Annotated in this window: 10 protein-coding genes and 4 tRNA genes; all 14 read right to left on the bottom strand. The window is 57.3% G+C overall.

Annotated features, from left to right (window positions below; all coding sequences use genetic code 11):
* Positions 1-4: 4 nt before the first annotated feature.
* Entirely contained in the window at positions 5-490 is a 486-nt protein-coding gene (locus BUA36_RS04450; protein ID WP_208861851.1) for a DUF4844 domain-containing protein, read from the bottom strand.
* A 75-nt stretch (positions 491-565) separates the two neighbouring features.
* A complete protein-coding gene (locus tag BUA36_RS30140) occupies positions 566-778 on the bottom strand; it encodes a hypothetical protein (RefSeq protein WP_139260344.1) in 213 nt (70 codons plus the stop codon).
* 124 nt (positions 779-902) lie between these two features.
* Positions 903-2,813, bottom strand: a complete 1,911-nt coding sequence (locus tag BUA36_RS04440) for a SurA N-terminal domain-containing protein (protein WP_072781716.1) — start codon at positions 2,811-2,813, stop codon at positions 903-905.
* Between the two features lie 575 nt (positions 2,814-3,388).
* Positions 3,389-3,465 (bottom strand) — tRNA-Asp (locus BUA36_RS04435).
* A 31-nt stretch (positions 3,466-3,496) separates the two neighbouring features.
* A tRNA-Asp gene (locus BUA36_RS04430) sits at positions 3,497-3,573 on the bottom strand.
* Positions 3,574-3,644: 71 nt separating this feature from the next.
* A tRNA-Val gene (locus BUA36_RS04425) sits at positions 3,645-3,720 on the bottom strand.
* A 49-nt stretch (positions 3,721-3,769) separates the two neighbouring features.
* Positions 3,770-4,042, bottom strand: coding sequence for a non-specific DNA-binding protein Hbs (gene hbs / locus BUA36_RS04420; protein WP_072781714.1), 273 nt, complete (start codon positions 4,040-4,042; stop codon positions 3,770-3,772).
* A gap of 182 nt (positions 4,043-4,224) precedes the next feature.
* The gene (lon, locus tag BUA36_RS04415) at positions 4,225-6,636 is read right to left on the bottom strand and encodes an endopeptidase La (RefSeq protein ID WP_072781712.1); all 2,412 of its coding nucleotides are present in this window, start codon (positions 6,634-6,636) and stop codon (positions 4,225-4,227) included.
* Between the two features lie 275 nt (positions 6,637-6,911).
* The gene (clpX, locus tag BUA36_RS04410; protein WP_072781710.1) at positions 6,912-8,180 is read right to left on the bottom strand and encodes an ATP-dependent Clp protease ATP-binding subunit ClpX; all 1,269 of its coding nucleotides are present in this window, start codon (positions 8,178-8,180) and stop codon (positions 6,912-6,914) included.
* 149 nt (positions 8,181-8,329) lie between these two features.
* Positions 8,330-8,947 carry an ATP-dependent Clp endopeptidase proteolytic subunit ClpP gene (gene clpP / locus BUA36_RS04405; protein ID WP_371851423.1) on the bottom strand — a complete coding sequence of 206 codons (618 nt, stop codon included), beginning with the start codon at positions 8,945-8,947 and terminating at the stop codon, positions 8,330-8,332.
* Between the two features lie 76 nt (positions 8,948-9,023).
* Positions 9,024-10,364, bottom strand: a complete 1,341-nt coding sequence (gene tig, locus BUA36_RS04400) for a trigger factor (RefSeq protein WP_072781707.1) — start codon at positions 10,362-10,364, stop codon at positions 9,024-9,026.
* A gap of 32 nt (positions 10,365-10,396) precedes the next feature.
* Positions 10,397-10,483: transfer RNA gene (locus tag BUA36_RS04395), tRNA-Leu, on the bottom strand.
* A gap of 176 nt (positions 10,484-10,659) precedes the next feature.
* Entirely contained in the window at positions 10,660-13,746 is a 3,087-nt protein-coding gene (locus tag BUA36_RS04390) for an efflux RND transporter permease subunit (protein WP_072781705.1), read from the bottom strand.
* Entirely contained in the window at positions 13,743-14,867 is a 1,125-nt protein-coding gene (locus BUA36_RS04385) for an efflux RND transporter periplasmic adaptor subunit (RefSeq protein WP_307188223.1), read from the bottom strand. The genes BUA36_RS04390 and BUA36_RS04385 overlap by 4 nt, the downstream gene beginning before the upstream one ends.
* Positions 14,868-14,923 lie beyond the last annotated feature (56 nt).

Below are 14,923 nucleotides of genomic sequence, written 5' to 3'. Positions count from 1 at the left end.
CGGGTCAGAGGAACCAGCCGTACGGAAAACCATAGCGCCAGACATTGAATAGCTCGGCGGAACTCTGCACCCCGCAAATCTCCATGATCTGGGTGAAATATCCCAGCAGCCGGTCACGTTCTTCCGATTCCACGGTATCGAAATTCGCCAGGGCGACCTTCATTGTGCCAAGTACGGTCGAGCGCCGTGGATGTGCCGGCAGCTGGGTAATCAGCGATGCAATGGTCGCATCCACCGCCGCCTGCGCAGCCGCGCGTTCCGTCTCATTGCGCGCACCTGGGTAGAATGTCATGGGGTCAGGCTCGAACTTGCGCTCCGACTGCAAATCGCGCAGGCGCTGTATGACCTCCGGCGTAATCGCCAGTTTGTGGTCAATCAAGCCAGTCGGCCAAACGTAAAAGATCAAACCGGTACAGCCGGCAAACACAACCGCCGCAATAAATGCGGCCACGGCGGCCAAAGGGGTCGCCACAAATTTTTGCAACATCATTCCTAACCTCCGGATACTATTGATCCGGTTTTGTCTTGTTTTTGAAATACTCGGCCCATGAGCTTCTTGGCAGTCTCATAGTCCATGGCGGCGGCGAGCGAGTGCGCCGAGAGAAATGAAGATGCCGCTGATCGCCACGAAAGCGGGCGCCAGCAGCCTGGCATGCGCCGCTGACAGGGTCTTTACCCACAGGTTGAAGTCTGCATACAGCACCGAGGCGGCCAGCAGGGTCGCCAGTGCGAGTACGCCGGACAGGCCCAGAATGATTACGGTTCTACTGAACGACATCTTTTACCCTTGAACTCAACAGGCTTTCAGCATAACAGTTTGCCAGGGCGGAAAATCCTCATATTGTCACGCAGGCATCACTCATAAACAAAAAGGCCGCTGATGTTTTCAGCGGCCTTTTGTTTTACTTCACTTCAGCGACGGTTGTCGTCGTCACAGGCTTGAGGATTTTCACTTTCGCCTTTTGCTTCAGCAGTTCGATGTATTGCGCCATCTCTTGCTGGGCGATGATGTTACCGATCTGCTCGGCTTCCTGCTTGCGCTGCGCCTCGTCCTGCTGGGCAGGCTGCTGCACCTTGGCGATACGGTACACGCCGTAGCCCATGCCGGGCACATCGACGCCGACGTAGGCTGGCAGCTTGGTGGTGTCCGTTTTCATGATCGACTGCATGGCCAGGCCGTTGATGCCTTCGTTCTTGGCGCGCGAGACAACTTTCACAGCGCTGAAGCCAGTCGCTTCGCCGGACTTCTTGAACGCAGCCAGCTTGTCTTCGCCAGCTTTGGTGGCCAGCTTGGCGGCCTCTTCCATGGTCACGCGCTGACGGATCTGCGCATCGACTTCTGCCAGCGGACGCTTGGTCGCAGGCTTGAATTCGACGATGCGGCCAGCCACCAGCGTGCTTGGCGCGGTTTCAACGGCTTCGGTATTGCGCTTGCTGCTGATCGAATCGTTGGAGAACAGCGCAGCCAGGAACTTGGCGTTGTTGTACGGCGCCGCAGCAGCCATCGGCGATGGCATACGCGATACATTGGCCGCGGTTTCGATCTTCAGGCCCAGCTTGTCAGCGACTGGCTTCAGGCTGTCCGATTGCTCGTAGACGGTGTTGGTGAAGGCCTCGGCCATCTCCGAATACTTCTTCGAGGCTTTCTGCTTTTTCAGCATATCGGTCACGTCAGCTTTTACCGACTCAAACGGTTTGACCACGGCTGGCTTCAGCTCGGTCACGGTCAGGATGTGGAAGCCGAATTCCGACTGTACCAGATCGCTGATCTCGCCCTGCTTCAGCTTGTTGATGCCGTTTTCAACCGGCGCCACCAGCATGCCTTTTTCAATCACGCCCAGATCACCGCCCTGCTCGGCCGAACCTTGGTCTTCCGATTTGGCTTTTGCGATTTTAGCGAAATCAGCTGGCGCCTTGCGCACTTCGGCCAGAATGGCTTCGGCCTTGGTTTTGGCTGCGGTGGTCTCAGCGGCGCTGGCGCCCTTCTTCAAGGTCACCAGGATGTGGCTGGCGCGGCGCACTTCACCGGTGGTGAATTGCGCTTTGTTTTTCTCGTAGTAGTCCGACACTTCGGCGTCGGCCACGCTGATCTGGCTCAGCACCGCATCATTGTTGAACACCACGTATTCGATCTTGGCCTGTTCAGGCACTTCGAACTGCTTGGCGTTCTTTTCGTAGAACGCCTTGACCATGTCGTCGGTTACTTTCACTTGCGGCACGAAGTCAGCCACCGGCAGCAGCAGCTCCTGTACTTCACGCTCCTGCGCGGCGATGTCCGACAGCGACTTGGCCACGGTGCGCGGTGCAAAGCCCGTGCCTTCCACCGCCACGGCCAGTTGCTGCAGCACCAGATCCTGACGCATACGCGCGTCAAAATCGGTCGGTTTCATGCCTTGGGCGGCCAGCACCTGTTTGTAGGTGTCCATATTGAAGTTGGCCGGACCGCCGAACTGGTCCATGATGGCCTTCTGCAGCTGAGCATCAGGGACCGCCAGATTGCTGTGGGCGACTTCCGCAGCCACGGCGCGCTGCGCGATGAGCTGGTCCAGCACGCTTTGCTTGAACTCTGGGGTATCAACCATTTTTTGGTCGAACTGTGCGCCCATACGCTGGCGATAGGTGTCCAGCTGGTTGCGCACGGCGTTGTCAAATTCCAGCTGGGACAAGGGCTTGCCATCGATTTTGGCGATGGTGCCGGCATCGTCGCCAAAGCTCTTGTAACTACCGAGACCGACAAATGCAAACGACGGAACAATAATGATCGCCAGGAAAATCTGCATCAAGCGCTGATGGGTACGAATAAATTCAAACATGGTCTACCAATTCGGATGATGGTTACTTGCACATACAAAAAAGGCGAACTCGCGTTCGCCAATTCTCTTTTTTATTCAATGACTTGCACCGCAAAGTGAAGCCGGAGTATGCCGAAAAAATCAGTATCGCACGATTCTACAGGGGCACTGGTGGCTTAGCAAGCATCTGCTTATCACTTTGATAGCGGACGATCGGCAAAAACGAAGATTTTCAGAAACTATGTTTATGACCCAGCTCACTAAAGGACTTTCGATGCGCCATACTTTGACGCTCCTCTTTGTATGACCAGCTCAACCAGGGCCGCCTGGTGACTATCGACTATGCCTGCGTCGATGGCCACGGCAAACGCCACTACTAACTGCTGGACACGGGCAAATTCCAGAAGTTGAACTAGCCGCCACGTTAGCCCATGAGCACGAAAATATTAACCATAAAAAAATAGCACCCAAGTCGTGCATTTGCGCTACGAACAGTTCGTTTAATTGCGGCCGCATTAAATCAATACGGGGAATTATTCTGGCGTGAAAAAAGAAAAACCCCGCAGCTTATTTAAAGCTGCGGGGTATCTTGTTCTTGGCGGAGCGGACGGGGCTCGAACCCGCGACCCCCGGCGTGACAGGCCGGTATTCTAACCAACTGAACTACCGCTCCTTGTTGGGTCCTACTAAACTCAATATCTCGTTGGCGGAGCGGACGGGGCTCGAACCCGCGACCCCCGGCGTGACAGGCCGGTATTCTAACCAACTGAACTACCGCTCCAGCTGGATACTGAGGTGCAACATTCTACTACATGTTTTACTGCTTGGCAAATGTGATTGATAAACAATCTTTGGTGGGCGGTGAGAGGCTCGAACTCCCGACCTAAGCCTTGTAAGGGCTCCGCTCTACCAACTGAGCTAACCGCCCATTTGCCGCAGTGAACAGCTTGATTACCTTTGCTGCTCACCGAAGTCCGTTAGTTTACAGCATCTTTCAAAGCTTTACCAGCTTTAAATTTAGGAACTTTAGCTGCCTCGATAACGATCTCTTCTTTGGTGCGTGGGTTGCGGCCGGTACGGGCTGCACGCTCGCTGACCGAGAAGGTGCCAAAGCCGACCAGGGTCACGCTGTCGTTGTTTTGCAGGCTGGTGGTCACGCCGTCGATTACTGCGTCCAGTGCGCGTGCAGCAGCCGCTTTCGAGATATCAGCGGTGGTGGCGATATGGTCAATCAATTCAGTCTTATTCAAAGCAATTCCCCGTGACTAAGGTTATATCTGTTCCCGTTAAAATAACTGGAACGCAAAAAATTCAGGCCGTATTAAACAAGCCAGCCCACTATCGTGTCAAGGCTGCACAATAGAAAAATAAGTAAAAATAAAAAAACAGGCGCTATAAAAGCGCCTGTTTTCTTGATATTACAGCTAAACAGTTAGTGTTTTACCACGTCACCCTGGCCGTCAGGTTTGGTCGCGGCAGCCGCCACAGCCTCCACTGGTGCGGTTTCCACCAGCGCTTCCGGCTGGCGCTCCAGCGCGATTTCCAGCACTTTGTCGATCCAACGCACCGGGATAATTTCCAGTTTGTTTTTGACGTTGTCCGGAATATCGGCCAGATCCTTGACGTTCTGCTCAGGGATCAGCACGGTTTTAATGCCACCGCGCTGCGCTGCCAGCAGTTTTTCCTTGAGGCCGCCGATCGGCAGCACTTCGCCGCGCAGCGTGATCTCACCCGTCATCGCCACATCGGCGCGGACCGGGATGCCGGTGAACACCGACACCATGGCCACCGTCATTGCAGCGCCGGCAGATGGACCATCTTTCGGCGTCGCACCTTCCGGCACGTGGATGTGAATGTCGCTCTTCTCAAAGACCTCGTTCTTGATGCCGAGGCGGTTGGCGCGGCTGCGCACCACGGTGCGGGCAGCTTCGATCGATTCCTTCATCACGTCGCCCAGCGTACCGGTACGGATCACCCCGCCCTTGCCTGGCATCGACACCGCCTCGATGGTCAGCAGATCGCCGCCCACCTCGGTCCATGCCAGACCCACCACCTGGCCGATCTGGTTTTCCTTCTCGGCCACGCCGAAGTCGTAGCGGCGCACGCCCAGGAACTTGTCCAGGTTTTTCGGCGTGACCGTAACCTTCTTCTCCGACTTCTTCAGCAGCAGCATCTTGACCACCTTGCGGCAGATCTTCGACACTTCACGTTCCAGCGAACGCACGCCAGCTTCACGCGTGTAGTAGCGCACGATGTCGCGGATGGTCGCTTCGCTGACAGCAATCTCGTCTTCCTTCAGACCATTGTTCTTGATCTGTTTCGGCAGCAGGTAGCGCTGGGCGATGCTGGTCTTCTCATCTTCGGTGTAACCCGACAGACGGATGACTTCCATACGGTCCAGCAGTGCCGGCGGAATATTGAACGAGTTCGAGGTCGCTACAAACATCACATCCGACAGGTCGAAATCGACCTCGATGTAGTGGTCCGAGAACGTGTGGTTCTGTTCCGGATCCAGCACCTCGAGCAGCGCCGACGATGGATCGCCGCGGAAGTCCGCGCCCATCTTGTCGATCTCATCCAGCAGGAACAGCGGATTGCGCACGCCGACCTTGGCCAGCGACTGCAGCACCTTGCCTGGCATCGAACCGATGTAGGTACGGCGGTGGCCACGGATCTCTGCCTCGTCACGCACACCGCCCAGCGCCATGCGCACGAACTTGCGGTTGGTGGCGCGTGCGATCGACTGGCCCAGCGAGGTTTTACCCACGCCTGGCGGACCGACGAAGCACAGGATCGGCGCTTTCAGCTTGTCCACGCGCTGTTGCACTGCGAGGTATTCCAGAATGCGTTCTTTGACTTTTTCCAGGCCGTAGTGGTCGCCTTCCAGCACTTTTTCAGCGTTGGACAGGTCGTTGTTGACCTTGGATTTTTTCTTCCATGGCAGACTGACCAGCGTGTCGATGTAGTTGCGTACCACGGTGGCTTCGGCCGACATTGGCGACATCAGCTTGAGTTTTTTCAGCTCGGCAGTAGCCTTGTCCAGTGCCTCTTTCGGCATCTTGGCCAGTGCGACCTTCTTCTCCAGCTCGTCCAGATCGGCGCCGTCTTCGCCCTCGCCCAGTTCCTTCTGGATGGCTTTGACCTGCTCGTTCAGGTAGTACTCGCGCTGCGACTTTTCCATCTGGCGCTTGACGCGGCCACGGATGCGCTTCTCGACTTGCAGGATGTCCAGTTCGCCTTCGAGCTGGCCCAGCAGGTGCTCCAGGCGCTTGGCAACACTGAAGATCTCCAGGATCACCTGTTTCTGCTCCAGCTTGAGCGGCAGGTGCGCAGCGACGGTGTCAGCCAGACGGCCGGCGTCATCGATGCCCGACAGCGATGCCAGGATCTCCGGCGGGATTTTCTTGTTGAGCTTAACGTACTGGTCGAACTGCTGCACGATGGCGCGGCGCATCGCCTCGATTTCCGAATCGTCGCCCAGCTCGGAATCGAGCGGCGTCAGATCGGCCACGAAGTGCGTCGGCGCATCGGTAATTTTGTTGATGCGTGCACGCTGAGCGCCTTCAACCAGCACCTTCACGGTACCGTCCGGCAGTTTCAGCATTTGCAGAATATTGGCCACGCAGCCAATTTCATAGATATCGGAAGCAGAAGGTTCGTCCTTGGCAGCGGCTTTTTGCGCGGCAAGCATGATGCTCTTGCCCTGCTCCATAGCGGCTTCCAGCGCCTTGATCGATTTTGGGCGCCCTACGAACAGCGGTATCACCATATGCGGAAATACGACGACGTCCCGCAGTGGCAATAACGGCAGCTGAGTTTGCTCAGTTAATTTGGAAGTTGTCATGGCGTACCTTATGTGAAAGCGTGATTATGATATTGGCGCTGTTTTGCCGAATCACAAGACCAAACTACAAGAAATAATTCCTTATATAAAAGAATGTTTTTCAAAGAAGCCAGTCGCACTCTAAAAGAATCAAATAAAAAAGCCACGCGTGACAGGGTGTCACGTGTGGCTTTCCGAATGAAGCCTGATTCTTTTATTGGTTTTGATTGTACCGCCTTGCCCTTGGGATGCGAAATGAATTTTGCATCCGTCAGAGCGAAGTGTGCACAAGTTATTTAATTCTCACCAGACGCTTTTGCCTGTTCCTGATAAATCAGCAAAGGTTTAGCGCCACTGGTAATGGTATTTTCATCAATAACCACTTTGGTGACATTGGTTTCATTTGGCAGCTCGTACATGGTATCGAGCAGCGCGTGTTCCAGGATCGAACGCAGGCCACGGGCGCCGGTTTTACGCGCCAGCGCTTTTTTGGCGATCGCGTGCAATGCAGCAGGACGGATCTCCAGTTCAGCGCCTTCCATTTCCAGCAGCTTGGAATATTGCTTGATCAGCGCGTTTTTCGGCTCGACCAGAATCTGGATCAGCGCCTCTTCGGTCAGCTCGGCCAGCGTGGCCACTACCGGCAGACGGCCCACCAGCTCAGGGATCAGGCCGAACTTGATCAGATCTTCCGGTTCGGCTTCCTGCAGCACATCGCTGACTGCGCGCTCGGACTTGCTCTTCACCGAAGCGCCGAAACCAATGCCGGATTTCTCCGAACGGTTCTCGATCACCTTGGCCAGGCCGTCAAACGCACCGCCGCAAATGAACATGATGTTGGTGGTGTCGATCTGCACGAAGTCCTGGTTAGGATGCTTGCGGCCGCCTTGTGGCGGGACCGACGCCATGGTGCCTTCGATCAGTTTCAGCAGCGCCTGCTGCACGCCCTCGCCCGAAACGTCACGGGTAATCGACGGGTTGTCCGACTTGCGCGAGATCTTGTCGATCTCGTCGATGTAGACGATGCCGCGTTGCGCCTTGTCCACGTCGTAGTTGCAGCTTTGCAACAGCTTCTGGATGATGTTCTCGACGTCCTCGCCCACGTAGCCGGCTTCGGTCAGCGTGGTGGCGTCGGCGATCACGAACGGCACGTTCAGCATGCGCGCCAGGGTCTGGGCCAGCAGGGTCTTGCCGGAGCCGGTAGGACCGACCAGCAGGATGTTGGACTTAGCCAGTTCGACGTCGTCTTTCTTGCCCAGGTGTTTCAGGCGCTTGTAGTGGTTGTACACCGCCACCGACAGGATGCGCTTGGCCGTCTGCTGGCCAATCACGTATTGGTCCAGCAAGTCCTTGATTTCATGCGGCGTTGGCAAGTCCGACTTGGCGCCAGTGACCGACTCGATGGCCGAGGTTTCATCGCGGATGATGTCATTGCACAAATCGATGCACTCATCGCAGATGAAGACCGATGGGCCGGCGATGAGTTTCTTCACCTCGTGCTGGCTTTTGCCACAGAACGAGCAGTACAGAAGTTTTTCGCCGCTGGAGGATTTTTTGTCTGACATGGGGCAGTTTTCTTTGGTTACAGGATGCAAGTACGCTGCGATGCGGGCGGGAAACCCGGCCTACATGCACATGCTACCCGAAATAAAAACGAAACGCCCGAACGATTAATCGCCCGAGCGTTTTTTCTAGCAATGCTGCAATGGATGCATCAAGCCCGGTTGGTCAACATTTTGTCGATCAGACCGTACTCTACCGCCTCTTCCGCCGACATGAAACGGTCACGATCGGTGTCTTTGGCGATCTGTTCGACGCTTTGGCCGCTACGCTCGGCCATGATCGAATTCAGACGGTGGCGCAGGTACAGGATTTCCTTGGCCTGGATTTCGATATCCGACGCCATGCCTTGCGAGCCGCCCGACGGCTGGTGAATCATGATGCGCGAGTTCGGCAGCGAGAAGCGCTTGCCTTTGGCGCCGGCCGCCAGCAGGAATGCGCCCATCGAGGCGGCAATACCCGTGCACAGCGTCGAGACGTCAGGCTTGATGAACTGCATCGTATCGAAGATGGCCAGACCGGCCGAAACCGAACCGCCAGGAGAGTTGATGTACAGCGAGATGTCCTTGTCTGGATTTTCGCTTTCCAGGAACAGCAGCTGCGCGACGACCAGGTTGGCCATCTGGTCGTTGACCGGACCGACCATGAAGATAATACGTTCCTTCAGCAGGCGCGAGTAGATGTCGTAAGAGCGCTCGCCGCGACCGCTTTGTTCCACCACCATCGGTACCAGGCCGAGCATTTCGGTGTCCAGTGCCGGATTACGGTTCATACCAGTCATTCTATTTCCTTGTGAAGCAGCTTTGGGGGCCGGAATGTTTATATTACATCATCCGGCCCAAACTGAATTACGCTTGTGCGTTGCTTCCCATCAGTTCGTCAAAGGCGATTGCCTTGGACGAAGTCTTCGACAGGCCCAGGACGTAGTTGACGACGTTTTCTTCCAATACAAGGGCTTCGACTTCTGCCAGACGACGACGGTCGCTGTAGTAGTACTTCAGCACTTCACGTGGATCTTCGTAGCTTTGTGCGAAGTCTTCGATCTGGGCTTTGACTTGTTCTGGCTGGGCTTGCAGGTTGTTCTCACCGACCAGTTGCGACAGGATCAGGCCCAGGCGTACGCGGCGCTCGGCTTTTTCTGCGAACAGTTCTGGTGGGAATGGCACGTCCTTGACGTTCATGCCGCGCTGCGCCATATCTTGACGGGTCATTTCAGCCAGACGCTCGGTGTCCTGAGCGATCAGCGATTTTGGCACGTCCAGGGTAGCGGTCTTGACCAGGGTTTCCATCACGGCTTCTTTGTTGCGTGCTTTCACGCGGCCAGCGACTTCACGTTCCAGGTTGACTTTGATGTCTTCGCGCATTTTAGCGACGTCGCCATCGGCCACGCCCAGCGATTTAGCGAACTCGGCGTCCACTTCCGGCAGGTGCGCCCATTCCAGTTTTTGCAGGGTGATGGTGAACGAGGCGGTTTTGCCGGCCACGTCTTTACCATGGTAGTCCTCTGGGAATGCCAGTGGGAAGGTCTTCGACTCGCCCACTTTCAGGCCGACGGTCGCAGCTTCGAATTCTGGCAGCATGCGGCCTTCGCCCAGGACGAATGGGTAGCCTTCAGCTTTACCGCCTGGGAATTCAACGCCGTCGATCGAGCCGACGAAGTCCACGGTCACGCGGTCGCCATTGGCAGCGATGGCTTCGCCGCCGTCGCCGTGTTCGCCAGCTTCGCCTTTGGTGTGGAAGTGCACGCGCTGTTTGCGCAGGATTTCGATGGTCTTGTCGATCTCAGCATCGCTGACGTCGGCTTTGACGGTTTCGATCTCTACCTTGGTCAGGTCACCGATGGCGACTTCCGGGTAGATTTCGAAGGTAGCGTCGAAGGTCAGCACGCCAGCTGGCGAGTCCGACTTCGGCTCAATGTTCGGGAAGCCAGCAACACGCAGTTGCGCTTCGTTTGCGGCGTCGTTGAAAGCGCGGCCAACTTTATCATTCAGCACTTCGGTTTCGATCTGGTAACCGTACTGTGCTGCGACCATTTTCAGAGGAACTTTGCCCGGACGGAAGCCTGGTGCCTTAGCCGTTTTGGCTTGCACTTTCAGGCGCTTCTCAACTTCAGCGCGGACTTCGGTCAGCGGGAAGGAGATCGTGATACGACGTTCGAGTTTGCCCAAGGTTTCGACTGCAGTTGCCATGTAAAAATCGTCCAAAAAATAAAAAATACAGTTGGTGCGAGGAGGGGGACTCGAACCCCCACACCATTGCTGGCGTCAGGACCTAAACCTGGTGCGTCTACCAATTTCGCCATCCTCGCGGCTTGTTTGCACAAAAGCAAAGGGCGACCTGTAAGTGAAAAAGGGTCGCCCTCTTCCTGCTTTATACGCAGGAGCTTTCAACTTCAACGCGATATTCTAACGGGTTTTTCAGCGAAATGAAGAGGTTTTTTAATATGTCGCCAACATTCCACTGAAAATAGGCCGATTTTGCTGATTAATTGGGCTTTTTCACTCTGAACCACGCTGCATACAAGGCGGGCAGGAACAATAAAGTCAGCGCCGTTGCCAGGATCAGGCCGCCCATAATCGCCACCGCCATCGGCCCCCAGAATACCGAGCGCGACAACGGAATCATGGCCAGCGCCGCCGCGGCAGCCGTCAGGATAATGGGCCGGCAACGGCGCACCGCTGATTCGACAATCGCGGTCCACGCATCGTGGCCAGCCTTGATGTCCTGCTCGATCTGGTCCACCAGGATCACCGAGTTACGGATAATCATGCCGAACAGCGCAATGATGCCCAGGTTGGCCACAAAGCCCAGCGGCCGTCCCAGCAGCAGCAATGCCATTGCCGCGCCCGCCACACCCAGCGGACCGGTCAGGAACACCAGCAGCGAACGCGAGAAGCTATGCAACTGCAGCATCAGCAGCGTGAAGATGATGAAGATCGCCAGCGGCAGATTGGCCGCAATCGATGCTTCCGCCGCCCCGCTATCCGACGCCGCGCCCTTCTCGGTAATCGCGTAGCCAGCCGGCAGCGCGTCACGCAGCGCTTTCAGCTGCGGCGCAATCTGGCCGGAGACGGTGGGGCCTTGAATATTGTCGGCCACGTCCGACTGCACGGTAATGGCCCAGTCACGCCCTTCGCGCCACACCACGCCTGGCTCCCACACAAAGTGGGCGCGCGCCAGCTGGCTGATCGGCACCGACTTGCCGCTGGCGGTCGGGATGTTCGTATCGTTGAGCACGGCAATGGTGTTGCGCTCTTCAAGCGGCTGGCGGATCTGGATATCGATCAGCTTGATGCCTTCGCGGAACTGGCCTATCGTGGTACCGGACAGGATGGTGTTGGCGGCACGCATCACAGTTTGCGACGTCACGCCCAGCGCGCGCATCTTGTCCTGATCGAGGTCGAGGCGCAGCACCTTGATCGACTCATTCCAGTTGTCGTTGACGCCGATGGTGTTGGGATTGGCCCGCATCAGGTCCTTGACCTGGTCGGCAATCGCACGCACCTTGTCCACTTCGGTCCCCGTCACACGGAACTGCACCGGATAAGGCACGGGCGGACCATTCGGCAGCAGCTTCACGCGGCCGCGCACTTCCGGGAAGTCATGCTTGAAGAGATCGACGATCTTCTCGCGCAGCGCGGCGCGCGCCTGCAGATCCTTCGGCAACACCACGATCTGCGACACGTTGGTCTGCGGGAAAATCTGGTCCAGCGGCAGGTAGAAACGCGGCGAACCGGTGCCCACATAGCTGGTCACGCTGACCACGCCTTCCTGCTTGCGGATGAAGGCTTCAAACTTCTTCACCTGCGCTTCGTTGGCGGCAAACGTCGTGCCTTCCGGCGTCCACATCTCGACCATGAGTTCAGGCCGGCTGGAGTCCGGGAAGAACTGCTTCTCGATGAACTTGAAGCCATACACGCCCAGCGCAAAAATCAGCAGCGTGGCGACGATGGTGGTCTTGCGGAACTCGACACACCAGTTCACCAGCGCACGGAACTTGCGGTAGCCAGGCGTGTCAAACAAATCATGCTCTCCGCCGCCATCGGTATGCGGCTTGACCTTGAGCAGCACATAGCCCAGGTAAGGCGTGAAGGTCACGGCCACCACCCACGAAATCACCAGCGCCAATGCGTTCACCGAGAACAGCGAGAAGGTGTATTCGCCCGCCGCCGACTTGGCCATGCCGATCGGCAGGAAGCCGGTGACGGTAATCAGCGTTCCGGTCAGCATGGGAATCGCGGTGGACTTGTAGGCGAAGGTGGCCGCGTCAAAGCGCGACATGCCCTCTTCCATTTTGCGCACCATCATCTCCACCGCGATGATGGCATCGTCCACCAGCAGGCCCAGCGCGATAATCAGCGCGCCCAGCGAAATTTTGTGCAGGTCGACATCCAGCATCCGCATGAACAGGAAGGTCACCGACAGCACCAGCGGAATACTCAGCGCCACCACCAGGCCCGGCCAGACGTCAAGACGCAGCCGGGGTTTGCTGTGCAAGCCCAGCGCCACAAAGCTGACCGCCAGCACGATCAGCACCGCCTCGATGAGCGTATGCACAAACTCGCCAACTGACGCTTTCACCGCTTCCGGCTGGTCCGACACACGCTCCAGCTCGATACCAACGGGCAGCTTGACCTTGAGTTCGCGCACGGTCTTTTCCATGTGCTTGCCAAGCTGGATGATGTTGCCGCCCTTCTCCATCGATACGCCCAGACCAATCACTTCCTTGCCGTTGAAGCGCATCTTGTTGCCCGGCGGGTCCTGATATTCGCGCTTGATGGTGGCAAAGTCGCCCAGGCGGAATGTGGTGCCATTGGCGCGCAGTTCCAGCTCTTCCAGATCCTTGACGGTCTTGAGCGCGCCAGTCACGCGCACTTGCAGGTTGTCGGTGGGCGTCACCATCACGCCGGTGGCCTCCACCGTGTTTTGCGTGGCGATCTGGTTCACGATGGCTTCAAACGGAATCCCGAGCTGCGCAAACTTCTTGTGCGAGAACTCGATATTGATTTTCTCGTCCTGCACGCCAAACAGCTCGACCTTGGACACCAGCGGCACGCCCAGCAATTGCTGACGCACGAAATCGGCATAGTCCTTCATCTCGGCATAGGTAAAGCCGTCGCCGGACAGCGCGAAGATGGAGCCATAGGTATCGCCAAACTCGTCATTGAAGAACGGCCCCTGCACGCCGGATGGCAGCGTGCCGCGGATATCTCCGATCTTCTTGCGCACCTGGTACCAGGCGTCGGAGACGCTTTTCGGCGGCGTCGATTCGCGCAGTTTCAGGATGATGGTGGTTTCGCCCGGCTTGGAATAGCTCGAAATCTCATCGATGCCGGGCGTTTCCTGCAGCTTTTTCTCCAGCTTGTCCGTGACCTGCTCGGCCATTTGCAGCGAGGTCGCGCCCGGCCAGTTGGCCCGCACCACCATCGCACGGAAGGTGAATGGCGGATCTTCGTCCTGCCCCAGGTTGGAATAACTGAGCATGCCGCCGATCAGCAGCACGGCAATCAGATAGCGGGTCAGCGGGATGTGTTCCAGCGCCCAGCGTGAGAGGTTGAATCCTTCCTTCATTTGGCGGCCTCTGCCACCTTGGGCGCGACCGGCACGTCATTGCCCAGGATTTTCACCTTCTGTCCCGGCTTCAGCAGGTTGACGCCTGCCGTGACCACGGTCTGCCCCGGCTTGACACCGCCCGCCAGCACAATCTCATTGCCGGCCACGCCACCGATCTGCACGGGAATCAGCTTGACGGCGCCGCTTTCCACCACCCACACCGAGGTTGCGGACTTTTCGTAGAACAGCGCGGTCAACGGCACCTTGATTTGCGGCACTGGCGTCTTCGAGGCGAACTGCACCACTGCAGTCATGCCCAGCTTGGCTTCCGCCAGCGAATCCGGTATCGAGACTTTGACAGTGTAAGTCCGGGTGGAAGGATCGGCTATTGGCGAAATTTCACGGATCTTGCCCGCCACGGTATTTTTAGGGTCAGCCCACAGGCGCACCTGCACGTCCAGCACACGGCGCAGCGTATCGACCTTGTCTTCCGGAATGCCGATGACGATTTCCTTCTCGCCCGCCTTGGCCACGCGCACCACCGGCGTTCCCGGCGACACCACCTGGCCCACTTCCGCATCGACCGAGGTCACCACGCCGTCCACATCCGACAGCAGCGAAGCATAGCCCGCCTGGTTGGACTGGCCGCGGTAGCCGGCCTGCGCAGCGTCAACACTGGCCTGGGCCGCCTTGTAGGTCGACTCCTTGGAGTCCAGCACTGCCTGGCTCACGAAGCTCTTGCTGCGCAGCTCCTGATAGCGCGCCAGTTCGGCCTTGGCCAGATCGCGGTTGGTTTCCGCCGCGCGCAGATTGGCCAGCGCCTGCGCCTGCGACAGCTGCAAGTCCAGCGGATCCAGCTGCATCAGCACCTGGCCTTGTTTGACCAGCGTGCCGACGTCGACCTTGCGGCTGACGATCTTGCCGCCGACGCGAAAGCCCAGACGCGATTCCACGCGCGCCCTCACCTCGCCGGAAAATTCGGCATTCACGTCCACATCGCTACTGACCAGCGACATGGTCCGGACCGGGCGCACATCTTCGGTTTTTTCGACCTGTTTGGAACAAGCGCCAAGCAGTACCAGCGCCGAGGCGGCAACCAGCATGGCGGGAGTTGGGCGCACTTTTTTCGTAGTGGACACGGCAGCTTCCTTTGATTAATGACTGAAGGGTTATTTATTAATTATATGCTCAACAA

This window comes from Duganella sacchari (assembly GCF_900143065.1).
GTDB classification, from domain to species: domain Bacteria; phylum Pseudomonadota; class Gammaproteobacteria; order Burkholderiales; family Burkholderiaceae_D; genus Rugamonas; species Rugamonas sacchari.
The sequence above is the reverse complement of the archived record's forward strand: the minus strand, read 5'-3'. Positions and strand labels throughout refer to the sequence as shown.

Bases quoted from the DNA above. Each gene is read 5' to 3' on its own strand.
- BUA36_RS04450 (WP_208861851.1), bottom strand. From the start codon at position 490: ATGATGTTGCAAAAATTTGTGGCGACCCCTTTGGCCGCCGTGGCCGCA.
- BUA36_RS30140 (WP_139260344.1), bottom strand. From the start codon at position 778: ATGTCGTTCAGTAGAACCGTAATCATTCTGGGCCTGTCCGGCGTACTC.
- BUA36_RS04440 (WP_072781716.1), bottom strand. From the start codon at position 2,813: ATGTTTGAATTTATTCGTACCCATCAGCGCTTGATGCAGATTTTCCTG.
- lon (WP_072781712.1), bottom strand. From the start codon at position 6,636: ATGACAACTTCCAAATTAACTGAGCAAACTCAGCTGCCGTTATTGCCA.
- clpX (WP_072781710.1), bottom strand. From the start codon at position 8,180: ATGTCAGACAAAAAATCCTCCAGCGGCGAAAAACTTCTGTACTGCTCG.
- clpP (WP_371851423.1), bottom strand. From the start codon at position 8,947: ATGAACCGTAATCCGGCACTGGACACCGAAATGCTCGGCCTGGTACCG.
- tig (WP_072781707.1), bottom strand. From the start codon at position 10,364: ATGGCAACTGCAGTCGAAACCTTGGGCAAACTCGAACGTCGTATCACG.
- BUA36_RS04390 (WP_072781705.1), bottom strand. From the start codon at position 13,746: ATGAAGGAAGGATTCAACCTCTCACGCTGGGCGCTGGAACACATCCCG.